The sequence below is a fragment of the Novosphingobium sp. genome (assembly GCF_027489515.1).
In the GTDB taxonomy this organism is placed as follows: domain Bacteria; phylum Pseudomonadota; class Alphaproteobacteria; order Sphingomonadales; family Sphingomonadaceae; genus Novosphingobium.
In genome coordinates this window covers 85,683-108,425 of the sequence record NZ_JAIXZS010000052.1, presented here as the reverse complement: position 1 = coordinate 108,425, position 22,743 = coordinate 85,683, and the positions used below count along the sequence as shown (strand labels likewise).

Annotated in this window: 21 protein-coding genes; 2 read left to right on the top strand and 19 right to left on the bottom strand. The window is 66.4% G+C overall.

Going from position 1 to position 22,743, the window contains the following annotated elements:
- Positions 1 to 9: 9 nt before the first annotated feature.
- The 12 genes from Q0082_RS09335 to ccoN form a co-directional block, all read right to left on the bottom strand.
- Positions 10 to 2,790 (bottom strand): phosphoenolpyruvate carboxylase, encoded by a 2,781-nt coding sequence (locus Q0082_RS09335; protein ID WP_298191833.1) that lies wholly within the window; start codon positions 2,788 to 2,790, stop codon positions 10 to 12.
- Between the two features lie 81 nt (positions 2,791 to 2,871).
- Positions 2,872 to 3,495: a bifunctional 4-hydroxy-2-oxoglutarate aldolase/2-dehydro-3-deoxy-phosphogluconate aldolase gene (gene eda / locus Q0082_RS09330; protein WP_298191820.1), complete on the bottom strand. Its 624-nt coding sequence runs from the start codon at positions 3,493 to 3,495 to the stop codon at positions 2,872 to 2,874.
- A 224-nt stretch (positions 3,496 to 3,719) separates the two neighbouring features.
- Positions 3,720 to 5,063, bottom strand: coding sequence for an oxygen-independent coproporphyrinogen III oxidase (gene hemN, locus Q0082_RS09325; protein ID WP_298191818.1), 1,344 nt, complete (start codon positions 5,061 to 5,063; stop codon positions 3,720 to 3,722).
- Entirely contained in the window at positions 5,060 to 5,311 is a 252-nt protein-coding gene (locus tag Q0082_RS09320; protein WP_298191817.1) for a hypothetical protein, read from the bottom strand. Before Q0082_RS09320 ends, hemN begins: the two co-directional genes overlap by 4 nt.
- Positions 5,308 to 5,457, bottom strand: a complete 150-nt coding sequence (ccoS, locus tag Q0082_RS09315) for a cbb3-type cytochrome oxidase assembly protein CcoS (RefSeq protein WP_292947003.1) — start codon at positions 5,455 to 5,457, stop codon at positions 5,308 to 5,310. The genes Q0082_RS09320 and ccoS overlap by 4 nt, the downstream gene beginning before the upstream one ends.
- Positions 5,454 to 7,571: a heavy metal translocating P-type ATPase gene (locus Q0082_RS09310; RefSeq protein ID WP_298191813.1), complete on the bottom strand. Its 2,118-nt coding sequence runs from the start codon at positions 7,569 to 7,571 to the stop codon at positions 5,454 to 5,456. Before Q0082_RS09310 ends, ccoS begins: the two co-directional genes overlap by 4 nt.
- Positions 7,568 to 8,032 carry a FixH family protein gene (locus tag Q0082_RS09305; RefSeq protein ID WP_298191811.1) on the bottom strand — a complete coding sequence of 155 codons (465 nt, stop codon included), beginning with the start codon at positions 8,030 to 8,032 and terminating at the stop codon, positions 7,568 to 7,570. Before Q0082_RS09305 ends, Q0082_RS09310 begins: the two co-directional genes overlap by 4 nt.
- Positions 8,032 to 9,492 (bottom strand): cytochrome c oxidase accessory protein CcoG, encoded by a 1,461-nt coding sequence (gene ccoG / locus Q0082_RS09300; protein ID WP_298191810.1) that lies wholly within the window; start codon positions 9,490 to 9,492, stop codon positions 8,032 to 8,034. The genes Q0082_RS09305 and ccoG overlap by 1 nt, the downstream gene beginning before the upstream one ends.
- A 26-nt stretch (positions 9,493 to 9,518) precedes the next feature.
- Positions 9,519 to 10,448: a cytochrome-c oxidase, cbb3-type subunit III gene (gene ccoP / locus Q0082_RS09295; protein ID WP_298191808.1), complete on the bottom strand. Its 930-nt coding sequence runs from the start codon at positions 10,446 to 10,448 to the stop codon at positions 9,519 to 9,521.
- Positions 10,438 to 10,626, bottom strand: coding sequence for a cbb3-type cytochrome c oxidase subunit 3 (locus Q0082_RS09290; protein WP_298191807.1), 189 nt, complete (start codon positions 10,624 to 10,626; stop codon positions 10,438 to 10,440). The genes ccoP and Q0082_RS09290 overlap by 11 nt, the downstream gene beginning before the upstream one ends.
- Positions 10,623 to 11,372, bottom strand: coding sequence for a cytochrome-c oxidase, cbb3-type subunit II (gene ccoO, locus Q0082_RS09285; protein ID WP_298191805.1), 750 nt, complete (start codon positions 11,370 to 11,372; stop codon positions 10,623 to 10,625). The genes Q0082_RS09290 and ccoO overlap by 4 nt, the downstream gene beginning before the upstream one ends.
- 24 nt (positions 11,373 to 11,396) lie before the next feature.
- Positions 11,397 to 13,040 carry a cytochrome-c oxidase, cbb3-type subunit I gene (gene ccoN / locus Q0082_RS09280; RefSeq protein ID WP_298191803.1) on the bottom strand — a complete coding sequence of 548 codons (1,644 nt, stop codon included), beginning with the start codon at positions 13,038 to 13,040 and terminating at the stop codon, positions 11,397 to 11,399.
- Positions 13,041 to 13,295: 255 nt separating this feature from the next.
- Here ccoN and Q0082_RS09275 point away from each other — a divergent pair, with 255 nt between their 5' ends.
- Complete coding sequence (locus Q0082_RS09275) at positions 13,296 to 13,982, top strand: OmpW family outer membrane protein (protein ID WP_298191801.1); 687 nt, start codon at positions 13,296 to 13,298, stop codon at positions 13,980 to 13,982.
- Between the two features lie 153 nt (positions 13,983 to 14,135).
- Here Q0082_RS09275 and Q0082_RS09270 read toward each other — a convergent pair whose 3' ends face one another.
- The 6 genes from Q0082_RS09270 to cysD form a co-directional block, all read right to left on the bottom strand.
- On the bottom strand, positions 14,136 to 15,443 hold the full coding sequence (locus Q0082_RS09270; protein WP_298191800.1) for a M10 family metallopeptidase C-terminal domain-containing protein: 1,308 nt from the start codon (positions 15,441 to 15,443) through the stop codon (positions 14,136 to 14,138).
- A 94-nt stretch (positions 15,444 to 15,537) separates the two neighbouring features.
- Entirely contained in the window at positions 15,538 to 16,245 is a 708-nt protein-coding gene (locus Q0082_RS09265) for a Crp/Fnr family transcriptional regulator (protein WP_298191798.1), read from the bottom strand.
- 254 nt (positions 16,246 to 16,499) lie between these two features.
- Positions 16,500 to 16,985 (bottom strand): flavin reductase family protein, encoded by a 486-nt coding sequence (locus Q0082_RS09260; protein WP_298191796.1) that lies wholly within the window; start codon positions 16,983 to 16,985, stop codon positions 16,500 to 16,502.
- A 34-nt stretch (positions 16,986 to 17,019) separates the two neighbouring features.
- Positions 17,020 to 17,754, bottom strand: a complete 735-nt coding sequence (locus Q0082_RS09255; RefSeq protein WP_298191794.1) for a 3'(2'),5'-bisphosphate nucleotidase CysQ — start codon at positions 17,752 to 17,754, stop codon at positions 17,020 to 17,022.
- A gap of 43 nt (positions 17,755 to 17,797) precedes the next feature.
- The gene (gene cysN / locus Q0082_RS09250) at positions 17,798 to 19,723 is read right to left on the bottom strand and encodes a sulfate adenylyltransferase subunit CysN (RefSeq protein WP_298191792.1); all 1,926 of its coding nucleotides are present in this window, start codon (positions 19,721 to 19,723) and stop codon (positions 17,798 to 17,800) included.
- Entirely contained in the window at positions 19,723 to 20,652 is a 930-nt protein-coding gene (cysD, locus tag Q0082_RS09245; RefSeq protein WP_298191789.1) for a sulfate adenylyltransferase subunit CysD, read from the bottom strand. Before cysD ends, cysN begins: the two co-directional genes overlap by 1 nt.
- Positions 20,653 to 20,736: 84 nt before the next feature.
- Between cysD and Q0082_RS09240 the strand changes: the two genes are divergently transcribed.
- Positions 20,737 to 21,813 (top strand): LuxR family transcriptional regulator, encoded by a 1,077-nt coding sequence (locus tag Q0082_RS09240; protein WP_298191787.1) that lies wholly within the window; start codon positions 20,737 to 20,739, stop codon positions 21,811 to 21,813.
- A gap of 1 nt (position 21,814) precedes the next feature.
- Here Q0082_RS09240 and Q0082_RS09235 read toward each other — a convergent pair whose 3' ends face one another.
- Positions 21,815 to 22,723 carry a CmcJ/NvfI family oxidoreductase gene (locus Q0082_RS09235; RefSeq protein ID WP_298191786.1) on the bottom strand — a complete coding sequence of 303 codons (909 nt, stop codon included), beginning with the start codon at positions 22,721 to 22,723 and terminating at the stop codon, positions 21,815 to 21,817.
- Positions 22,724 to 22,743: the final 20 nt, after the last annotated feature.

Sequence of the window (22,743 nt, the reverse complement as noted above, 5' to 3'; positions counted from 1 at the left end):
TTCAGCCCCTCACCCATGCGCCCCAAAGTGGTTCGCAATCGCCGCCGAGATTCTGAGGTTCAGCGCATGCGCCCGCTCGATGGGATCGATGAAGCGCGTGCGGATCGTGCCGTAGCCTTCGGCGCGGTTGTCCGGGTAGTCGGTCGGCTCATTCACCGGGAAGTCCTCGATCTCGGGCTCGATTACCGGATAGGCGCGGCGCAGCTGGGCCAGCGCCTCGTCCACCCGCAGCGAAAGGACCATTTCGAGCACATCCTCGCGGCTCACGTCGTTCGAGCGACTGAACGGCGGCACCTGCACGGCGCGCAGGAACATGTGCATCAACAGCGCCAGCCGCAGCGCCTGCAGCAGCGCGATGGTGCGGCGCTCCTTCTCGGTCGCGGTATTGCGGGCCTCCTCGCGGGGGATCATCGCGAGCAGGCGGTGGAGCTTCATCCAGTCCACACGCAGGCGTGAGGCGAGGCGCCGGAACACGCCCGCCCGGTCGTCCTTGGTGAGGTATTCCGCCAGCGCAAGGCAGGCGTCCTCGAGGCTGGTCTCGGTCCCGCGATAAGGCCGGCTCGCCCAGTAGGCCGAATTGAACAGCTCGCCGAAGCACGCCACCGTCTTGATCGAGGCGAGGCCGTTGGCCGCACGCAGCAGCCGCACCAGCTGGCGCCCGCGCGCACTGCGGCCGAGCAGTTCGGCGACCGCCTCGGTCTCCTCCCCCGCCGCGATGCCCGCGCCCGCGATCACGTTCACCGGATAGCCGATCTGCTGCAGGATCGCGTTGTGCGGGATCGCGCGGATCTGCCTGAGGCTCATCGTGCGGTCGCTGGCGATATCCGATTGCCGGCGCGAGACGCGGCTGCCGGTGGTCTTGAGCATGCCGAGGCCAAACGCCGTGACGGCGCGCGCATAGGTCACGCTTTCCAGCTGCTCACGCTGCACACGGCGGATCGCGCGGTAGAAATCGAGGCTGAGATCGGTGCGGTCGTAGAACGGATCGGCCTCGCCGGCACTGCGCAGCGCCTCTTCCGCCTCGACAATGCGCGTCAGCGTCGCGAGCGCGAGTTCGTCCGAGCGGAAGAACAGGTATCCATCGCCGCCCTGGAAGCTCGCTTCGGGCTCCAGCACGATCTCGGCCTTGGCAAAACGCCCGCGCGCCCAACGGCTGAGCGGCCAGGTCAGCCGGTCCTCGAAGCCGGAAGGATGCGCGCCGCGGCCCATGCTCTCGCCGTGGGTGTTGAACACCAGCGCCGCCACGTCGGTCAGTCCTGCCGCCTTCATCGCTGCGGCAAGCCGGCCCTGCAGCCGCTCGATGGCGAGCGCGGCCGGGATCTGCCCCATGAACCGCCCGGCATCCGAAAAGCCCGTCTGGATCGAGAGCCGCCCGCGCAGCCGCACGTAATCGCGGTAGGATTCCTCCGCGAGCAGCGCCTCGAGGAACCGCCCGCCATGCTCCAGCGCGGCCTCGGTCTCGAACAGCGGCGAGACATCGACCTTGTCCTCGATCCCCAGCAGGCGCGCGAAGTAGAGCGCGGCCAGCACCGTCTGCGGCTGTTCGCATTCGGCGATCAGCATGCGGATCGGCGCATCGGCGTCGATGTGGTGGAGTATCTGCGCCATCACGAGGAACTGGCGCATTGCGGTCGAGGTCTCGATGGCAAGCGCTGCAAAATTGGCGCGCAGCGGCTTCACATCCGCCAGCAGTTCGCGCAGCTTCGAAAGCGCGCTCTTGCTGGCAAGATCGAGCGTGCCTTCGGGATCGATCCGCCGCCGCAGCGCATTCAGAAGCTGCGAGGCGTTCACCCGGAAGTGGATCCAGCCCATGCCGAGCCCGTCGGCACGCATGGCCCCCGCCAGCACGGCGAGCGCAATCGCGGCATCGCCATCGGCCGTCTTGGCCTCAGCTTCCAGCGCCGCGATGATCGGCGCAAGCGAAAGCAGCTTGTCCGGATGCTCCGCCGTCAGGGCATTGGCGGCGGCTGCAAGTGCTTCAGGCTCCGCGCCAAGACCGGTGAAGCGATCTGCCATCTCGGCTGCATGGGCCGCCGCGCCGCGCAAGGTGCCCAGCAGCGCATGATCCGGCACCACCGCCGCCAGCTGCGCCGCATAGCCTTCGAGCCGGCGTGCCTTTTCCGCCAGGCGATAGGCTAACGAGGTCGACCACGAAATGTCCGTCCGCCCGTCCATGTCGTAGCCGACCCAGCTGGCAAAGCGGAACGGCAGCGGACGGAAATCGAGCCAGCGCCCCGGCCAGCGCGTGCGCGCATGGGCGAGCAGCGCGGCGTTGATGCGGTCACGCGCCGCACCGGCGCGTTCGATGGCTGCGAGCACTTCGGCGTGTTCGTAATCGAGCGTCACCTTGGGGGCGGCGCCGGGCACCTGGCAGACCGTAGCCGCCATCGGGTCATCGGCCAGCGCGGCCTCGGCGACGGCATCGGATTCAGCGGGGCTCAGCAGGAACGTCGGATGCGCGGTGAAGACGGCGTGGAGCAGCGGCCGCTCCCAGCGGCGACGGAACTCGGAAAACCCGTCTTCCTCGTTGAGCAGCGCAGCGAGCCGCGCGAGGTTGTCAGCGGGATCGGTCGGCGCGATCAGGTGCCGCAGCCGCGCGGCGCGGGCCTGCAGCCCTTCGCACTCGAGCGCCGCGACAAGGCTCTCCATGGCGGAAAGATCGAGCGCGCCGCTTTCAAGCCGCCGCGAAAGATCGTGGCTCAGCTGGAACACCGGGTTGAACAGCGGCGTCTCCGCCGTCCGCGCGTGGAGTTCCTGCAGGCGGTTCCTCAGCGTATCGACCGTATCCATGCGCGCCGCACCTCGTGCCAGATTGTTGGTCCCGCAGGCCGGTTCGCCTGCAGGCTGCATCGGGGTTACAGCCCCCTCGCGTCAGGCCAGCGCTGCTGCCGCGCGCGCTGCCGCCTCGATTGCCAGAACATCGGGCGCGCCCCCATCTTGGACTTTGCCCACCACCCAGGAGCCGCCGACGCAGAGCACCGGGCCAAAGCCCAGCCATTCCGGGGCGCTTTCCAGTGTGATCCCTCCCGTCGGGCAAAACTGGCACTGATGGAAGGGAGCCGCAAGCGCCTTCAATGCGGGCAAGCCGCCCGAAGTCGACGCCGGGAAGAACTTGAAATGGGTAAGCCCCAGATCAAGCCCGCGCATGATATCGCCCGCGTTGGCGATGCCGGGCAGATAAGGAATGCCCGAGGACACTGCCGCCGCCCCCAACCGCTCGGTCAGGCCCGGCGAGACGATGAACTCCGCGCCCGCATCGATCGAGGCCTTGAGCGTCGACGGATCGGTCACTGTGCCCGCGCCGACGATGGCGCCTTCCACACTCCGCATCGCCCGGATCACATCGAGCGCCACAGGCGTGCGCAGCGTCACTTCCAGCACGCGCAAGCCCCCCGCCACCAGCGCGCGCGCTACGGGCACGGCATGGGCCACGTCCTCGATCACCAGCACCGGAATGACCGGGGCCGTGCGCATGATGGTTTCGATGGGCTTCATGGGAACTCGCTGGGCTGGTTTGGGGTGTGCCCTGACCTAACGCGCGGGGGCGCGGCTTGCAGCCTGCAATCGGGCACACGCATAGCTATTCTTCGTTCGGGAGGCCGAGTACTCTCTGCGTGTTCTTCCCCGCACCTCGTCATTGCGAGCGTAGCGAAGCAACCCAGAGCAGTAGGGCAGTCTCTTCAGGACAATGCCCGTGTTGATGTCCTCTCGGACGGCCCTCAGATCGCCGAACTGAAACTGCGCTCCTCGCTGCGATAGGCATCGAACACCGAGGCTATCGCTCTGGCATAGGGCGCAGCGCCTGCCTCCAGCCGCAGCCAGCCGCGCTCGAGCGATACCAGCCCGACCTTGGCGAATGGCTCCAGCCGAGGCCGCGCGGCGTTCAGCATATCGGCGTCGATCTTGGCCGCACCCTTGCACAGCAGTGCCTCGATCAGCGCGGCGCGGCGTTCGTCCTCGGGGCCGGTCTCGATCCCGCGGCGGCCGGCGAGCTGCTCTGCCCCGATCAGCATGCGGTAGCGGCCGGGGTTCTTCTCGTTCTGCACCATCAGCCCGGGCAGCTCGCTGATCGCCGAGGCGCCGAGACCTATCAGCACGCTTGCAGAATCTTCCGTAAATCCCTGGAAATTGCGCCGCAGCGTGCCGTTGCGGGCTGCGCGCGCAAGCGGATCATCGGGAAGCGCGAAGTGATCGAAGCCGACCGCCTGATAGCCCGCATCGATCAGCTGCCGCGCGCCCATCGCCGCCATGCGGAAGCGCCCGCGCTGGTCGGGCAGGTCCGATCCATCGATCCGGCGCTGGCGCGGGATCAGGTGCGGCACGTGGGCATAGCCGAACAGGGCAATCCGGTTCGGCCCCATCGCCACGCTCTGCGCCAGCGTTTCGGCGAGCACCGCGTCGTCCTGATGCGGCAGGCCGTACATCAGGTCGAAGTTGATCGAACCGACGCCCGCCCCGCGCAGACCTTGCACCGCGCGCTCGATCATCTCGATGGGCTGAACGCGCCCGATCGCCTCCTGCACCGCCGGGTTTAGTGTCTGCACGCCAAGGCTGACGCGGGTGACGCCAATGCCGCGGATCGCGGTGAGCCAGTCGCGCGTCAACGTGCGCGGATCGAGTTCGACCGACAGCGCCGGGCGCACGAAGCGGAAGGCGAGCACCAGCGCATCGATCAGCCGCACGAACTCGGTCGGCGGCACGGCATTGGGGCTGCCCCCGCCGAACGCGATGTGTTCGATATGCACGGAAGGATCGAGCATGTCCGCCACCAGCGCGATCTCGCGGTGCAGCGCCTCGAGATAGGCAGTCAGCCGGTGGCGCTTGTTCGCCGCGCCCGTATTGCAGCCGCAGTACCAGCAGATCTCCTCGCAATAGGGGATATGGAGGTAGATCGAGACCGGCCCGGTCAGGCTGGCGAGCGAGATGCGTTGGCGCAGCTCGAAACTCCCGTCGACAAACTCGGCCGCGGTTGGATAGCTGGTATAGCGCGGCACCGGCCGCGCGAGCAGCTCCGGATAGTAGATCCAGTCGGCAAACTGCTCAGCAGTGGATGGCCCGCTCATTGCCCGGAGTCCTCTTCGTCGTCGTTCTCCCCGCAGCAAGTGCCACCCGCAAACCGCTTGCGCATTGCGCTATGGCAAATCTTGCAACACGGCTTGTCTGCATCGTGATTTTTCATGGGCAACGGGATCGGCGCGCCGCCACCGCACAGGGCGATCATTCTGGGGCTCCCGGAAGCCGTCGAAGCCTGCACCGGGATCGCCAGTTGCAACACGGCCAGAGTGGCGAGCAAGGCGAACGGGCGCTTCACAGCGGCGTATCCTCGTCGATCAGGATGCGCGCTGCCGCGCCGTCGAGGTCGCTGAACTGCCCGCCCCGCAGCGCCCAGAAAAAGGCAGCAAGTCCAAGCAGTCCCATACCGAGCGCGATGGGGATAAGGATGAGGATCGAGGTCATTTGGCGGCTCCCGCAAGGCGGAGCGAATTGCCCACCACGATCAGTGACGAGGTCGCCATGGCAATCGCCGCCATCAGCGGCGTCACCAGCCCTGCCATCGCCAGCGGCACGGCAAAGGCATTGTAGAGGATCGCGGCGGCGAAGTTTTCGCGCACCACGCGCATCGTCCGTCGGCTGGCCCGCACCGCGCGCGGCAAGGCGAGCAGCGAATCGCCGGTAAACACGAAATCCGCCGCCTGGCGCCCCACGTCGCTGGCGCTGCCCGGCGCAATCGAAGCGTCGGCAGCGGCGAGCGCAGGGCCGTCGTTGATGCCATCACCCACCATCAGCACGCACTTGCCGCTGCGCTGCAGCCGCTGGATGGCGTCGAGCTTGTCTGCCGGCAGCGCCGCTGCCTGCCCGGTAAGCCCCGTCTCGCGGGCGGTAATCCGCACGGCCGCGGTATTGTCGCCGGAAAGGATCGACGCCGGGATGCCGAGCGCCGCGAGATCGGCCAGCGCTTCGCGCGCGTCGGGCCGCAGCCGGTCGGCAAAACCGATCACGCGCACAGGCCCCGCGCCGATGGCCAGCGCAGCAGAGGTTCCGCTGCTCTGCGAAGGCCGCCCCAGCGAAACCGCAAGACCCCTCCACGTACCGGAAACCCCGCGCCCCGCCGTCTCGCGCACGTCCTCAACCGTCGCCGCGCGCACGCCGCGCGCCGCAAGGGCCAGGGCCAGCGCCTGAGAGAGCGGATGCCGGCTGTGGCTGGCGAGCGCGAGCGCAACCGCGGCCTCCTCCTCGCCCAGCGCTTCCAGCACTGCAGCATCGGGAACCGGGCGGCCCATCGTGAGCGTCCCCGTCTTGTCGAGCAGCACGCGGTCCACCCGCGCCAGTCGCTCGATGGCCGAGCCGTCCTTCACCATCACGCCCTGCTTCAGCAGCGCCCCTGCCGCGACGACTTGCGCCACCGGCACGGCAAGGCCCAGCGCGCAGGGGCACGTGATGATCAGAACCGCAATGCCCACCACCAGCGCCTGGTGGAAGCTCGCCCCTGCGATCAACCACCCCGCAAAGCTCAGCGCTGCGAGCGTGTGCACCGCAGGCGCATAGAGCCGCGAAGCGCGGTCCGCGATCCGCACAAAGGCGCTCTTGGCCTGCCCCGCCGATTCCATCGCCTGCGCAATCTCGGCGAGCGCAGTGCCCTGCCCCGCTGCGGTGACGATCACATCGACCGGCGTATCGAGATTGAGCATGCCCGCCAGCACCGGCTGCCCCGGCCCTGCCGGCACCGGCGCAGTCTCGCCCGTCAGCAGGGATTGGTCGAACCGGCTCGTGCCGTTGGTGATTGCGCCATCCGCCGCCAAGCGTTCGCCCGCCGCGACGCGCATCATCATGCCCGGCGCAAGCACAGCGGCCGCAGTCCAGCGCAGCGCGCCGTCCGTGCCCACGACCATTGCCCCGCTCGCCGCCTGCCGCAGCAGCGCGGCGACGCCGGCCCGCGCGCGGTCGCGCATCATCGCATCGAGCGCACGGCCTGCGAGGAGGAAGAGGAGCAGCATCAAGGTGCCGTCAAACCAGGCTTCCTTGCCCCCGGTCAGCGTTTCGTAGCAGGAAAGGCCAGTCGCCAGGGTAACCCCGATCGAAATCGGCACATCCATGTTGGTCCGCCCGCGCTTCAGCGCGCCGAGCGCCGAGCGGAAGAACGGCTGCCCGGCATAGAGGATCGCCGGAACACCGATCAGCGCCGAAAGCCAGTGAAACAGATCGCGCGTGCTGCCATCCGCTCCGGACCAGACGCTCACCGAAAGCAGCATCACGTTCATGCAGGCAAACGCCGCCACCGCCAGCGGCGCGAGCAACTCGCGCGAGGCGGAGGGCGGCTCGACCGCGTCCTCACGCGGCTCGGCGGCAAAGCCCACCCCCGCAAGCGCCGCAACGAGGTCGGGGATCTCGACCGTGCCCATGTGATCGACCGCAATGGTCCGCGCGGTCAGGTTGGCGCGCGCCGAAGCCACGCCCGGCACCGCGCCCAGCGCGCGCTCGACTTTGCCCATGCAGCCCGCGCAATGCATCCCCGGCACCGCGAGCACGGTGCGGCTGACCTGCGGGGCGAGGCGCGCCGATGCCACGTTCACAGCGCGTCATCCTCGGCATGCCAGACGTGGCCGCCACTGCGCACCTCGATGCCGACATGCCAGCGCCCCGCGGGCAGCGCCGCTTCGTAGACACCCGGTGCCACCTCGCGCGGGTTCATCACGACGGGCACCCGGGCACCCAGCGGATGATCCGCCTGCGCGCGCACGGCCGCGCCCGCCAGCGGCCGTGCGCTTGCATCGCTCAGCGTGAAACGCACGTTGCCGGAACCCACACGCGCAAGCGCCATTTGCCAGCCCAGCGCCTTGTCGGCCTTTGCCGCGCCGAGCAAGCGGTTGAAGCCCTGGCTCGCGACGTAGGAGTTCTCCACCACCGTCCCGCTGAAGGTCGAAACCGCAAGGTTGGCGAGCAGGACGTTGACCGCGATCACCACGCCGAAAAAGCCGGTCATCACGAGCGCCATGTGCCGCCCGGTAAAGGGCTTTGCCGAAAGCTGTGCCATCAGTCGTGCTCCTCGTGGTCTTCATGTTCGGTTTCAGGCGCCGCAAAATGCGTCTCGCGGCGCACCGCCTGGCCTTCGTGATCGAGCGGCGTCGCCTCGAGGGTGAAGTCCTGCTGCCGCGCATGGGCGGCGGGAACCACAGCGTAGAGCCGCACCTTGGCCGTGCTGTCCGCCGGGACGGCAACGTCGATCGTGGCCCTCGCCGCGCCCGGCGCCATCTCGTCGGTGTAGAGCGCCGCGCCCGGCAGCCCTTCGGCGGCGATGCGAAGGTTGCGCGGGCGGTCTTCCATATTGCGCAGCGCCAGCGTGAAGGCATTGCGCACCGCGCCGCCCGAAAGCTGCACGAATTCCGGATTGCGCTCGCGCGCCACTGAAAGCGTCAGCCGTTCGCGCGCGCCCAGCATGAACAGCAGTGCAAGGCCGATCCCGCCCCACACCGCGAAATAGGCAATCAGGCGCGGGCGCAGCAGCACCTTCGCCACCGGCCGCGCCGGCTCGCCCTTGATCTCTCGCTCCGCATCGATGAGCGTGCAGTAATCGATCAGGCCGCGCGGACGGCCCACCGAGGCCATCGCCTTGGCGCAGGCATCCACGCACAGCGCGCAGGTGATGCAGCCGATCTGCGGCCCCTCGCGGATGTCGATCCCCGTCGGGCACACGGCCACGCACTGCTTGCAGTCGATGCAATCACCCAGCGGGCTTGCGGCGCCTTTCGCTTCCTTCAAGGACCCGCGCGGCTCGCCCCGCCAGTGCTTGTAGGTGACGGTGAGCGAGTTCTCATCCAGCATCGCGGTCTGGATGCGCGGCCAGGGGCACATGTAAATGCACACCTGTTCGCGCATGAAGCCGCCGAGCCAGAATGTCGTGAACGTGAGAATGCCGGTCGAGGCATAGGCCACCGGGGCCGCCGTGCCGGTCCAGAACGCGCGCTGCAGCGTCGGCGCATCGGCGAAGTAGAAGATCCATGCGCCGCCCGTGACGAAGGCGATGCCGAGGTAGACGCTCCACTTGAACATCCGCCGGGCAAACTTGGCCGGGGTCCAGGGCGCAGCGTTGAGGCGCAGCTGCGCATTCCGGTCGCCGTCGATCAGCCGGTCGACATGCTGGTAAAGGTCGGTCCACACCGTCTGCGGGCAGGCATAGCCGCACCATGCCCGGCCCACCGCACTGGTGACGAGGAACAGCCCGATCCCCGCCATGATCAGCATCCCGGCCACGAAGTAGAACTCCTGCGGCCAGATTTCGATATCGAACATGTAGAACCGGCGGTGCGCGAGATCGACGAGCACCGCCTGCCCCGGCGCATGCGGCCCCCGGTCCCAACGGATCCACGGTGTGCCCCAGTAGACGGCAAGGCACACTGCCATGACCAACCACTTGAAGCGGCGGAACGGCCCGTCGATCTTCTTCGGAAACACCGCCGTGCGCTTGGCATAGAGCGGTGCCGGTGCAGCGGTCATGTCGGGATCCATCATGTTCATGGGGCTTACTGCGCCGCCCCAGCTGCCGGCGCGGCAGGCGCAGGCGCTGCTTCGCCGCCGCCGAGCGAGTGAACGTACACGGCCAGCATCTTGATCGTCACCGGATCGAGCCGCCCGGTCCACGCCGGCATCACTCCGGCGTGCGCGTTGGTCACCGTTGTGGTCAGCGAGGCGCGGTCGCCGCCATAGAGCCAGATCTTGTCACTGAGGCGAGGCGCGCCGACGCTGCGGTTCCCCTCACCGTTCGCCCCATGGCACACGGCGCAGTTGTCGGAAAAGATCTGCGCGCCGCGTGCCGAGGATGCGCTCGCCGGGTCCTGCTTGCTCAACACTCGCACATGGCTGACCACGTCCTGCACTTGCGCGGGCGTGAGGATGCCGTCCTTGCCGAAGCTCGGCATCAGGCTGCTGCGGGTCGCATCGTTGCCCGGCTGGCGGATGCCGTTCACCAGCGTCTTCTGGATGGTCGCCAGATCGCCGCCCCACAGCCAGTCATCGTCGTTGAGGTTGGGATAGCCTTTCGCGCCCGCCCCGCCTGCACCATGGCACTGCACGCAGTTCACCTTGAACGCCGCGTGCCCGCCCTCGATCGCGGCGCGCTGCAGTGCCGGATTGGCGGCCAGTGCCTCGATGGGGGTCGCCGCGATGGCATTGCGAACCGCCTGATGCTCGGCCTTTTCGTGCGCCATATCGTCGGCGAGCACCCCTCGGCTCGTCCAGCCCAGCGTGCCGGTGCTCGCCGAATGCAGCATAGGGATCGCCGGATAGAGCACGACATAGACCAGCGCGAAGACAATCGTCGCGTAGAAGGTCCACAGCCACCAGCGCGGCAGCGGGGTGTCGAGTTCCTCGATCCCGTCCCATTCGTGCCCGACCTTGGCCGTGCCCGTGGCGTGATCGATCACCTTTCCATGGTGCGTGGTGTCATGCGTCATTGGTGTCATCCTCGAAGATCGAGAGCGCCGCATCGCGGCTCGCTGCGCGTCCGCCCGGGCGGAACGGCCAAAGGCACAGGCCCACAAAGACCAGCGCCATGATCGCCAGCCCATAGCTGTCGGCCAGATGCCGCAGCAGGTCGTAGGTCGAATGGGTGGAGAGCTGCAGGATCGTCACCGGCCCTTCTCCTTCGCGAGATGCTCCTGCGCGGCCGGAGCATTCACATCGACCATCGTGCCGAGCACCTGGAGATAGGCGACAAGCGCATCCATCTCGGTCAGCCGCTTCGGGTCGCCATCGAAGTCGCGCACCGTCGCACCGGGATAGTGCTTGAGGAACGCGGAGTGGTCGGCATCGGGATTGGCCTGCGCCTTGAGGTCATCGTTGGCGGCGGCGATCTCGTCCCTGGTGTAGGGGACGCCGACCCTTTCCAGCGTCTGCAACGCGGGCACCATGTCGCCCTGATCAAGCGGCTGCTCCTTGAGGAAGCCGTAGCTCGGCATGATCGATTCCGGCACGAGTTCGCGCGGCGCGCTCAGATGCTGGACGTGCCATTCATCCGAATACTTGCCGCCGACGCGCGCCAGATCCGGGCCCGTCCGCTTCGATCCCCACTGGAAGGGATGGTCGTACATCGATTCCGCCGCGAGGCTGTAGTGGCCGTAGCGCTCCACTTCGTCGCGGAAGGGGCGGATCATCTGGCTGTGGCACACGTAGCAGCCTTCGCGGACATAGATGTCGCGCCCGGCCTGCTCGAGAGGGGTGTAGGGGCGCATCCCCTGCACCTTCTCGATCGTGTTATCGATCCAGAACAGCGGCGCGATCTCGACGATCCCGCCGATCGTCACCACCGCGAAGGCGAGCACGCCCAGCAGGGTGACGTTGCGCTCCAGCTTGCGGTGGCGTTCCATGAAAGTGGCCATGTCGGTATCTCCTGTCAGGCCGGGTCAGATGGCGATCGCGGGTGCAAGCGGCCGGTCGCGCGCCGGATCGAAGGCGGGCGAATGAAGCGGCGCTTCCTCGCGGCTGTGGCCGAGGATCGTGCGGGTGATATTGGTGGCCATCACCGCGGCGCCCGAGAGGTAGAGCAGCCCGCCCAGCACACGCAGCGCATACATGGGGTGGAGCGCGGCGACGGTATCGGCGAACGAGTTCACCAGGTAGCCGTCCGGCCCGTATTCGCGCCACATCAACCCTTGCGTGATCCCCGCCACCCACATCGCGGCGGTGTAGAAAACGATCCCCAGCGTCGCGAGCCAGAAGTGCCAGTTCACCATGCGCAGGCTGTAGAGGCGTTCCCGGCCCCACAGGCGCGGCGCGAGGTAGTAGAGGCAGCTGAACGTGATCATGCCGTTCCAGCCCAGCGCGCCGGAATGCACATGGCCGATGGTCCAATCGGTGTAGTGGCTCAAGGAGTTGACCGACTTGATGCTCATCATCGGTCCCTCGAAGGTGCTCATGCCGTAGAAGGCGAGCGCGAGGACCATCATGCGCAGGATCGGATCGGTGCGGATCTTGTCCCAGGCGCCGTTGAGCGTCATCAGGCCGTTGATCATCCCGCCCCAGCTCGGCATCCACAGCATGACCGAGAAGACCATGCCCAATGTCTGCGCCCAGTCCGGCAGCGCGGTGTAGTGGAGGTGGTGCGGACCCGCCCAGATGTAGAGAAAGATCAGCGCCCAGAAGTGGATGATCGAAAGCCGATAGGAATAGACCGGGCGTTCGGCCTGCTTGGGCACGAAGTAGTACATCATCGCGAGGAAGCCGGCGGTGAGGAAGAAGCCCACCGCGTTGTGGCCATACCACCACTGCACCAGCGCGCCCTGCACGCCCCCGAACACCGGATAGCTGCGCGATCCGAAGAAACTCACCGGAATGTTCGCGTTGTTGACGAGGTGGAGCATCGCCACCGTCAGGATGAACGAGAGGTAGAACCAGTTGGCGACGTAGATGTGCGGCTCGGTCCGCTTGAGCAGCGTGGCGACGAAGACCGCAAGATAGGCGACCCAGACCACGGTGAGCCACAAGTCAACGTACCATTCCGGTTCAGCGTACTCCTTGCCCTGGGTAATCCCCATCAGATACCCGGTCGCCGCCAGCACGATGAAGAGCTGGTATCCCCAGAACACGAACTTCGCGAGACCGGGCAGCGCAAGCCGCGTCCGGCAGGTGCGCTGGACCACGTAGAACGAGGTCGCGATGAGCGCATTGCCGCCGAATGCGAAGATCACGGCGGAAGTGTGCAGCGGTCTCAGCCGCCCGAAATTGATCCACTGCAGCCCCAGGTTGAACTGCGGGAAGGCCATCTCGAGCGCAATGTAGAGCCCCGCGAGGAACCCCGCCGTGCCCCAGAACACCGTGGCGATCACGCCGAGGCGAATCAGGTCGTCATCATAACGTCCTGTATCGACCGGGCGAATTGCGGCAGCGGGATCCCAGCCCCGTACCGTGACGACGAGACCGATGAACGCGGCCAGACCGCAGATCACCATGTGGACGGCAAAGCCGGTGTCGACCGCCAGTGCGGTGGCGATCACCGCGAAGAACAACGCAGCCAGCCATAGGCCAGTGCGCGGGATAACGGAGTCCATGGGAAGCACCCTTCCATGCGAATTGCTGGACTGTCCCTGCCCGTCCTTCGCCCCCGCAACATTGACCGGTGTCAATTTGCCGCGCGGCGTTTGCGCTCGCCGATTATTCTTTTGCCGAAACGGTTATTTTTTCCTGCCCTGATTTGCGCTCAGTCAATGTTGCAGGTGCGTCCTCGCGGCATTGGGACGGCGTGCTGCGGCCTTCAAGCCGTCCTGCGAGGGGCAGGACATCCGCAGCTTTGGGAGCCCCAGCTCATGAAAACCCTCCACGCAGCCACCATCGCCGCGGCGCTCGCCGCTACCGCCCTTGTCTCAGCGCCTGCCCACGCCGGATCGGCCGACGGCAAATGGCAGATCAAGCTGCTCGGTTCAGCGGTGCTGCCCGATGGCAAGATCAGCCGCGTCGACAAGGATCTGATCGGCCTCCCCGCCGGTTCGCAAACGAAGGCGAGCAACAACGGTGTGCCCACGCTCGCGGTCGAATACTTCTTCACGCCGAGCATTTCGGCGGAGACGATCTGCTGCACCAGCGCGCACCACGTGACCGGCGCCGGCCCACTGGCGGGGGCGGCTATCGTCGATCACGCCATCCTGATCCCCGCAACCCTCACGCTCAAATACCATTTGCCGCTGTCGGGCGGGATCAAGCCCTACATCGGCGCCGGTCCCGCGCTCTATCTCTGGCTGGGTGAACGCCCGGGTGCGGCGGCCGCCGGGCTTGGCGCGGCGCGCGTGCGCCTCTCCAACGAAGTGGGCGCGGCCGTGCAAGGTGGCGTCGATATCGCGCTCGGCAAGAGCGGCTACGGCCTCAGCCTCGATGCCAAGAAGTACTGGGTGAACACCACCGCCCACTTCACCACTGCCGGCGGGGTGGAAGCACTCACCACGCGCCACAAGATCAACGCCTGGATCCTCAGCGCCGGCGTGTCCTACCGGTTCTGACCGGATTGCCCCGTCGGCGCGGATGGCCTCCGACCCTCCCCGCGCGTCCGGGCAAACCTCCCTTCGAGGAGGGGGGGCGGGCGGCAAGCCGGGCTTCGGCCCTGCTGGCCGTCCGTCGCTGCATCAGCGCCGCGCGCTCCGGCAATCAGAACGTCACAGGATCAGGTCCGCGGCATAGACTTTCACCACGCTGTTGAACGCAATCGCAAAATCAATCGCGCCGTCACCATTGGTGTCCCCGGTCAGCAGCGTATAGCCTGGGGTCGAGTTGTCGACCCGCAGCTGCCCGGCGACCTTGCCGAACGCGGCTGTGTCGATGAACACGAAGGCCTGGTTCCCCGAAACCAGCGTATTGGCATCGACGCGAGAGAGATCGATCCTGTCCTTGTCGACATGCGAAAAGTCGAGGATGAGGTCCGCCGGGCCGAGCGCCTTCCCGCCGAAATCGCCAACGGCAAACACGAAGGTGTCGGCCCCGGCGTCGCCGCGAAGGGCATCCGAGCCTTTCCCGCCGACGAGAACGTCATTGCCCGCCCCGCCAAGCAGGCTGTCGGCGCCGTCGCGGCCTTCCAGCCGGTCGTTGCCATCGCGCCCGTCCAGACCGTTGTTGACCGCGCTGCCGATCAGCAGATCGTTTCCCTTGGTCGCGATCACGTTCTCGAACCCGTCGTACTGGTCGTCTTCCGCCCATCCGCCAGACGCCGTGCCGAGCGTCAGGTTGATCGAAACACCCGAGGCACCGCCAAACTGCAGCGTGTCGATGCCAAGGCCGCCGCGCACGGCTTCGATGCTGACCCCGGCGCGGAACACATCGTTGTTGCCCCCCAGGTCCACGCTGCCCTCGATCGTTCCGGCCCGGTTGTCGACAAGATCATACCCGTCGCCAAGGATGATTCCGCCAGAGATCAGCCCGCGATTGGTGATCGTATTGTCGTTGGCCGAACTGGATCGCACCGCCACATCGGCATCGGACAGGACTTCAACCACACCGTAATTGTAGAGCTTCAGCCCGTAATTGCGCGAATCAATCCCCGTCTCCGTTGCGCTGATGATCCCGCGATTGATGATCCTGTTGCCGACATTGCCGCTGCCATCGTCCTTCACCAGCAGGATGCCGATGAAATCGCTGCTGATCTCGCCATTGTTGAGAATGGTGCACTTGTCGCCCCGCACGTAGGCCCCATAGGTGTTGCCCGACACAACGCCGTTCTCACCGATCACGATCCGCGTCTGGTTGGCCGTGTTGCCAAGCCTTCCATAGAAGCCGTTCTCGCCGAGCATGATGGCCGCAAACGAGCCCGCGACATAGCCATAGACGGAGATGAAATGAAAATCGCCGCGCGCCCAGATTCCAGCGTCTACCGCTGATGCCACGGTCGAAGTGGCACTGACAAATACGTTCTGACCGCTGGCCAGTTCGACCTGGATACCATCGCCCACCAGTATCGGTGCAATCAACATGATACTCTCTCCGCCTGCCTTGCTTGCAGGGAGAATATCGCGCTTGGCAGCCCGATACTTGTATCAACCCTACGGTGCGAAGAATCTTCTGGCTTTATCCCGCCAGCGCCATCAGCGCGCCGCGATTCAGGATTTCCACGTCGCGCCGCCCCGGCAGCGCGACCACGCCATCAGCTTTGAGCTTGGTGAACTGGCGGCTCACCGTCTCAATGGTCAGGCCGAGCAGATCGGCAACCTGCTGGCGCGAAAACGGCAGGGTAAACTGCCGCGCCGGGCCGCTCTGCGCCCCGGGCTGATGAACGCAGCCGTTGTCAGCCAGCCGTTCGGACATGTCGAGCAGGAAGGTCGCGATCTTCTCCGGCGCGCTCTTGCGGCCAAGCAGCATCATCCATGCGCGCGTCCGGTCCAGTTCGGCGAGCGTGCGCTCGAGCAGCTTGTGCTCAAGCTCCGGATGCTCCCGCGCGAAGCGATCGAAATCGTTGCGGGCGAACACGCAGACGCGCGCGTCGGTGAGCGCAACTACGCTGGCGGCGCTCGTCTGGCCGAACGGACGGCCAATGAAATCGGACGGATAGGCAACGCCCACGATCTGCTCGCGCCCATCGGCGGTGCTGGTGGTGAGCTTCAGCACGCCTTCGATCACGTTGGCGACGAGAAGCGAGTCGTCGTCTTCCCAGATCAGTGGTTCACCGGCGGAAACGGTGCGGCGGCGGCCCATGACACTGAGCGCCGTTATCTCGGGGTGTTCGAGACCGGCGCAAATCGCCCGATTGCGGACTATGCAAGTATCACAAGCGCTCATCCACTCCGGTTCTACCAGTCGGATTGGTCTGCGGCAATCGTGCATCCGGTCTAGCCCGCTCAAAAGCATCACGAAAAGAGGGCGGCGAGGAGTACTCGCCGCCCGAAGTCGGGGAGAAATCGGCGGAAGGGGGAATGACAGCCGGTCCTTCCGCGCCCCATTTTTGTGGCAGGGGCGGAAGCGGCGAACCTTGACCGAAATCAATCTGGCGGCCTCGGGAGCAAAAAATCTACCAGTTGGTAGAAAGAGCCAGATCAGTCAGCGAGCAGCGCCAGATCGTGATACTGCCCGCGGAAGAACAGCAGCGGATTGCCCTCGCCCTGCTTGCCCAGCGCCTCGACCGCGCCGACCACCAGCCAGTGATCGCCCACTTCAGTCACGCGCTCGATCGTGCAGTCGATCCACGCGATCGCGTTGTCGAGCACCGGAAGGCCCGCGGGGCTCTGCCCGTGCGCCAGTTCGGCAAACTTGTCGTGGCTGCGCGCGGCGAAACGGCGGCACAGCGAAAGCTGATCGGCGCCGAGCACGTTGACGCAGAACCGCCCCGACACCTCGATCTTCGGCCAGGTGCCAGAACGCTTGTCCGGGAAAAAGCCGACGAGCGGGGGATCAAGCGAAATCGACGTGAACGAGCCGACGACAAGGCCATGCCGCTCGCCATCCTCGGAAAGCGCGGTGATTACGCAGACCCCGGTCGGGTAGGCGCCAAGCACATCACGGAACAAGCGGGGATCGATCATCGCGCCCCTTCCGTGTCGGCAAAGCTGCAGCCGGTCAAGCCTCGATTGCCGCTACGGCACCAAGGACCTGTTCCGCCCATTCGCGGCGACAGATCAGAAGGTCAGGCAGGTACGTATCGCGGTTGTTGTAGACGAGCGGCGTGCCGTCAATGCGCGAGACATGGAGCCCGGCGGCGGCCGCCACGGCCACCGGCGCGCAGTTGTCCCACTCGTACTGCCCGCCCGAATGGAGGTAGATTTCCGCCTCTCCGCGCACGACAGCCATGGCCTTGGAACCCGCCGAACCCATCGGCACGAGTTCACCGCTAAGCACCTTGGCCACTTCAACCGCTTCATGCGCAGGCCGGGTGCGGCTCACCAGCAGGCGCGGGGGCTCTGCCATTGCCGGCAGCGGCTGAGGTGCGCCGCTATCGAGCACGAGCCCCAGCCCCGGCAGCGCCACTGCGCCCAGCGTGGCTACGCCATTGATCGCGAGGCCGATATGGACCGCCCAGTCGCTGCGCCCCTCGCCATACTCGCGCGTGCCGTCGAGCGGATCGATGATCCACACGCGCGACTTGGAAAGGCGCTCGGGCGTGTCCTGCGTCTCTTCGCTGAGGACGCCGTCCTCTGGCCGGTGCGCGGCAATCTCGGCCATCAGCCAGCTATTGGCGCGCAAATCGCCTTCCGCGCCAAGGGCCTTGCCCTCGTGCGTGCCGGCCGCGCGAAGGTCCATCAGGATGCGCGCCGCACCCGCCGCCAGATGCCGCGCCAGTTCGATATCGTCCATCAAGACCCCTGCATTCGTCAGATCACTCTGTCGGATCACTCCGTCAGATCACTGGCATCCAGTCGCCGATGATCAGCGCCACGATCCGCTCCGCCGCCTCTTCGGGGCTTTCGCGCATCGTGTCCACGCGGATTTCAGCGTTTTCCGGCGCTTCGTAGGGGCTGTCGATCCCGGTGAAGTTCTTGAGCGCCCCGCTCCGGGCCTTCTTGTAGAGCCCCTTCACATCGCGCCGTTCGGCTTCTTCCAGCGGCGTATCGACGAAGATCTCGAAGAATTCGCCGACGGGCAGCAGCGCCCGCACCATGTCGCGCTCGGCGCGGAACGGGCTGATGAAGGCCGTCAGCACGATGAGCCCCGCATCCGTCATCAACTTGGCGACTTCGGCCACGCGGCGGATGTTCTCGATGCGGTCAGCCTCGGTGAAGCCCAGATCCTTGTTGAGCCCGTGGCGCACGTTGTCGCCATCGAGCAGGAACGTGTGCTTGCCGAGCGCGTGGAGCTTCTTCTCGACTAGATTGGCGATGGTCGATTTGCCCGAGCCGGAGAGGCCGGTGAACCACAGCACTGCCGGGCTCTGGCCCTTGAGCCGTGCATGAGCTTCGCGCGTCACATCGAGCGCCTGCCAGTGCACGTTCTGCGCGCGGCGCAGGCTGAAGTTGAGCATGCCCGCCGCGACGGTGGCGTTGCTGATCTTGTCGATCAGGATGAATCCGCCGAGCGTGCGGCTTTCACCATAAGGCTCGAACACGATCGCGCGGTCGGTGGTGATCTCGGCAAGACCGATGGCGTTGAGTTCAAGCGTCTTGGCCGCAAGGCGCTCCATCGTGTTGACATTGATGGTGCACTTGGGCTGCGAAACCGTCACCGAGACGGTCTGGCTCGCCAGCTTCAGCCAATAGGCGCGGCCCGGCACAAGCGGCTCGTCGGCCATCCACACGAGGTTCGCTTCGAACTGGTCCGCCACTTGCGGTGGCGCATCGGCAGCCGCCAGCACATCGCCGCGCGAGCAGTCGATCTCGTCGGCGAGGCACAGCGTGACCGACTGGCCGGCCACCGCTTCCTCCAGATCCCCATCAAGCGTGACGATGCGCGTCACCGTGCTGGTCTTGCCCGAAGGGAGCACGCGCACGGCATCGCCCTTGCGCACGGTGCCGTTGGAAATCAGCCCCGAAAAGCCCCGGAAGTCGAGGTTCGGGCGGTTCACCCACTGCACCGGCATGCGGAAAACTCCGGCAGCTTCAGCCGCCGTGTTCACTTCCACCGTTTCAAGGTGCCCCATCAGCGTGGGGCCGGAATACCACGGCGTGTTGTCGCTGAGCGCGGTGATGTTGTCGCCCTTGAAGCCCGAGATCGGCATCGCGGTAAACGCCTCGATGCCGATGCTGGCGGCGAACGCCGCATAATCCGCGACGATCGCGTCGTAGCGCGCCTGATCGTAGCCGATCAGGTCCATCTTGTTCACCGCGAGCACGATGTGGCGGATGCCGATGAGGTGCGCGAGATAGCTGTGCCGACGCGTCTGCGCAAGCACGCCCTTGCGCGCGTCGATCAGGATCACCGCGAGGTCCGCCGTCGAGGCGCCCGTCACCATGTTGCGCGTGTACTGCTCGTGGCCCGGGCAGTCGGCGACGATGAACTTGCGTTTTTCGGTGCTGAAGAAGCGGTAAGCGACGTCGATCGTGATGCCCTGTTCGCGTTCGGCCGCAAGGCCATCGACGAGCAGCGCAAAGTCGATCTCGCCGCCCTGCGTGCCGACTTTCTTGCTGTCGTTCTCGAGCGCTGCGAGCTGATCCTCGAAGATCATCTTCGAATCGTAGAGCAAGCGCCCGATCAGCGTCGATTTTCCATCATCCACGCTGCCGCAGGTGATGAAGCGCAGCATCGACTTGTGCTGGTGCAGGTTGAGGTAGGCCTCGATGTCCTCGGCAATCAGGGCCTCGGTCTGGTAGATCACGTCCGTACCCGACATCAGAAATATCCCTGCTGCTTCTTGACTTCCATGCCGGCGCCCCCGGCATCCTTGTCGATCACGCGGCCCTGCCGCTCGCTGGTGGTGGTGAGCAGCGTTTCCTGGATCACTTCGTTGAGCGTCGTCGCATTGCTCTCCACCGCACCCGTCAGCGGGAAGCAACCGAGCGTGCGGAAGCGGATCGAACGCTCCGTGATTTCAGGGCGATAGCCCAGCACCTTCTCGAGCCGTGGCAGGTCGTCGGCCATGAACAGGCCGCCCTCCCACTCGAAGGTCGGCCGCTTGGCCGCGAAATAGAGCGGCACGATCGGCACGTCGTTGAGGCGGATGTACTGCCAGATATCGAGCTCGGTCCAGTTCGAGATCGGGAACACGCGGATGCTCTCGCCCTTGTTCTTGCGCGCGTTGTAGATGTTCCACAGCTCTGGACGCTGGTTCTTGGGATCCCAGCCGTGCGAAGCGGTGCGGAAGCTGAAGATGCGCTCCTTGGCACGGCTCTTCTCCTCGTCGCGCCGCGCACCGCCGAAGGCCGCGTCAAAGCCCCACTTGTCGAGCGCCTGCTTGAGGCCTTCGGTCTTCCACATATCGGTGTGAAGTGGACCGTGGTCGAACGGATTGATCCCGCGCGCGGCGGCTTCGGGGTTCTGGTGGACGAGCAGCTCCATGCCGCTCTCCATCGCCATCCGCTCGCGCAGTTCGTACATCGCCTGGAACTTCCACGTGGTATCCACGTGGAGCAGCGGGAACGGCGGCGGGCTCGGGTAGAAGGCCTTGCGCGCAAGGTGCAGCATCACCGCGCTGTCCTTGCCCACCGAATAGAGCATCACCGGATTGGTCGCCTCGGCCACCACCTCGCGCATGATGTGGATCGCCTCGGCCTCGAGGCGCTGGATATGGGTCAGGGTGGATTTGCTGACAGGGTCTGACATCGTGTTCCGGCCGTTCAAAGGTTGCGCATGCCACATGGCCTCTTGCGCGCCGGCACAAAGCTCCCATATGGGAGCAAAAGCACCATGGCATTCCTTTCAACCGATCAACGCGAGCTTTACCTGCCGCTCATGGAGGGTCTGCTGGAGGACCCGCCGTGGCAGCGCTTCCTTGCCAACCTGCTCCAGCGCACCGGCGCACGCCGCGCCGCGCTGGCGCTCGCACCGCCAGGTTCGGGCGAACCCACGCTTACCGTCCGCGCCGATGCCGCGCGCGCTGCGCTCGATCCCCCGCTCGATCTCGCCCGCCTTGCCGCGCTCGGCCTGTTCCCCGGCAGCGCGATGCGCACGGGGCGCGTCTACACGCTTGGCGAAATGCTCGATTTCGATGCGCCCACCCGCCTTTCCGCCCAGCGCTCGGCGCTCGGCGCGATGCGGATCAACCACGCCCGCGCCGTCCGCATCGGCAGCCCCGGCGGCGGCGAAGCCTGGCTCCTCCTCACCCGCGAGCGCGAAGACCTCGGCGCGGCCGACAGCGCGCTCCTCGCGGCGCTTGCCCCACATCTCGCTGCCGCGCTTGGCGTGCGCGCGGCGCTGGGCCGGGCAGCGATGCGCGTAGCAATGGCCGAAAGCACGCTCGCGCTGCTCAGCGTCGGAGAAGTCGCCCTCACCGCCTCCGGCGCAGTCCTTGCCGCAGATCCCGAGGCCGAACGTCAGCTGACCTTTACCGCCGATCCCGGCCCGTTGCGCCGCCTCCAGCTCCTTCCCGAAACCGCCCGCGCGCTGGAAACGGCCTGCGCCCAGCTATCGGGCGCTCCGCTTGAGGCACGCCGCCTCGTCCTGCTCGGTGCGCGTCACCTTCTCCTGTGCCCCGCACCTGCCGGATCAGGCGCAGCCGCCATCGGCATCATCCGCAGCGCCCCGCCCGCCGTGCCCGCAAATGCTGCGGCGGTCCTCGCGGCCACGCATGGCCTCTCGGCGCGCGAAGCCGCGCTCGCCATCGGCCTCGCCAGCGGTGAAACGATCCTCGAAGCCGGCAGCCGCCTCGGCCTCACGCCGGAAACCGCGCGCAACTACTCCAAGCGCCTCTATGCCAAGACCGGCACCAGCGGGCAGGCCCAGCTAGTCGCGCTTGTCCTCACCGGCCTCGCGCCGCTCGCCTGACCTACTCGAAAAATGCCACCCCGCGCACTTCGATGCTTTCCCGGATTTTCGCATCCGGAAGGCTGGTATCGTGGAACGCAGTATGCGGGCAGCGCCAGGTGACCGAATGGTCGCTGTCCTGAAACTTGAACAGCAGCACATCGTCCTTCGCCATGTTCGCGAAATACCACCAGCGGTGTTCCGGCCGGTAGCGGAAGATCGTCGCCGCGATCATCTGGTCCTCGCCCTCGACCGGCGCGGTCAGGGCGTCGCCCTCCGGAAATGCATCGACCACGAACAGCGTGTTGGAAGCCGTCTCCGCATCGCCCACCGTCCGCCCGTCGCAGACCGCGAGCGGCCAGTCTTGCGGGCCTGGCGAGAACGTGCGCCAGAGCGAGAAACAGATATAGCGTTTGTAGCCCGGCCCATCCGGAAAGGCCTGCCCATAGACCCGCGCCGCTGCGCGCCTGCCGGTCAGTTCGTTGTAATCGACATGCGCTTCGCCCGCCGGCGGCTGGATCCCGCCCGAATGGACATAGCCTTCAACCTTCTCCTGCGCGCGGCTGGAAAGGTCGCCCGAGGTGCGGATCATCCACCCCTGTGTCGAAACCTTGTCTGCACCCGTCAGCCGCGCGACCAGCGCCTCCACCTCGCGTTGATAGCCGGCGTCAACCGCCGCCTTGTCGTGGAAATCGGCAATCGCGGTCTCGTGCTTCGCGATCACGAAGCCGTGCACATCGAGGCTGAAATGATCGCGGATCGGCATCCCGTCGCGCACCACCACGGGATAGTCGCGGTAGTCGCCGGTGTTCATCTCCGCGCCCTGGCTCACATAGCGCCGGGTGACGAACTCACCCTCGTCGAGATAGCGGATCAACGTCGGCGCGGCTCTCGCGCTTTCCTCGATGTTGTCCAGCGTAGCGGTTGCCATCGCCCTCTCCGATTATAGTT

Excerpts from the sequence above, each read along its gene's own strand:
- Q0082_RS09270 (WP_298191800.1), bottom strand. The coding sequence starts at position 15,443 with ATGTTGATTGCACCGATACTGGTGGGCGATGGTATCCAGGTCGAACTG.
- Q0082_RS09275 (WP_298191801.1), top strand. The coding sequence starts at position 13,296 with ATGAAAACCCTCCACGCAGCCACCATCGCCGCGGCGCTCGCCGCTACC.
- Q0082_RS09305 (WP_298191811.1), bottom strand. The coding sequence starts at position 8,032 with ATGGCACAGCTTTCGGCAAAGCCCTTTACCGGGCGGCACATGGCGCTC.
- Q0082_RS09240 (WP_298191787.1), top strand. The coding sequence starts at position 20,737 with ATGGCATTCCTTTCAACCGATCAACGCGAGCTTTACCTGCCGCTCATG.
- Q0082_RS09235 (WP_298191786.1), bottom strand. The coding sequence starts at position 22,723 with ATGGCAACCGCTACGCTGGACAACATCGAGGAAAGCGCGAGAGCCGCG.
- Q0082_RS09335 (WP_298191833.1), bottom strand. The coding sequence starts at position 2,790 with ATGGATACGGTCGATACGCTGAGGAACCGCCTGCAGGAACTCCACGCG.
- Q0082_RS09255 (WP_298191794.1), bottom strand. The coding sequence starts at position 17,754 with ATGGACGATATCGAACTGGCGCGGCATCTGGCGGCGGGTGCGGCGCGC.
- ccoG (WP_298191810.1), bottom strand. The coding sequence starts at position 9,492 with ATGACCGCTGCACCGGCACCGCTCTATGCCAAGCGCACGGCGGTGTTT.
- Q0082_RS09260 (WP_298191796.1), bottom strand. The coding sequence starts at position 16,985 with ATGATCGATCCCCGCTTGTTCCGTGATGTGCTTGGCGCCTACCCGACC.
- cysN (WP_298191792.1), bottom strand. The coding sequence starts at position 19,723 with ATGTCGGGTACGGACGTGATCTACCAGACCGAGGCCCTGATTGCCGAG.
- ccoP (WP_298191808.1), bottom strand. The coding sequence starts at position 10,448 with ATGACGCATGACACCACGCACCATGGAAAGGTGATCGATCACGCCACG.
- cysD (WP_298191789.1), bottom strand. The coding sequence starts at position 20,652 with ATGTCAGACCCTGTCAGCAAATCCACCCTGACCCATATCCAGCGCCTC.
- ccoO (WP_298191805.1), bottom strand. The coding sequence starts at position 11,372 with ATGGCCACTTTCATGGAACGCCACCGCAAGCTGGAGCGCAACGTCACC.
- ccoN (WP_298191803.1), bottom strand. The coding sequence starts at position 13,040 with ATGGACTCCGTTATCCCGCGCACTGGCCTATGGCTGGCTGCGTTGTTC.
- eda (WP_298191820.1), bottom strand. The coding sequence starts at position 3,495 with ATGAAGCCCATCGAAACCATCATGCGCACGGCCCCGGTCATTCCGGTG.
- hemN (WP_298191818.1), bottom strand. The coding sequence starts at position 5,063 with ATGAGCGGGCCATCCACTGCTGAGCAGTTTGCCGACTGGATCTACTAT.
- Q0082_RS09265 (WP_298191798.1), bottom strand. The coding sequence starts at position 16,245 with ATGAGCGCTTGTGATACTTGCATAGTCCGCAATCGGGCGATTTGCGCC.
- ccoS (WP_292947003.1), bottom strand. The coding sequence starts at position 5,457 with ATGACCTCGATCCTCATCCTTATCCCCATCGCGCTCGGTATGGGACTG.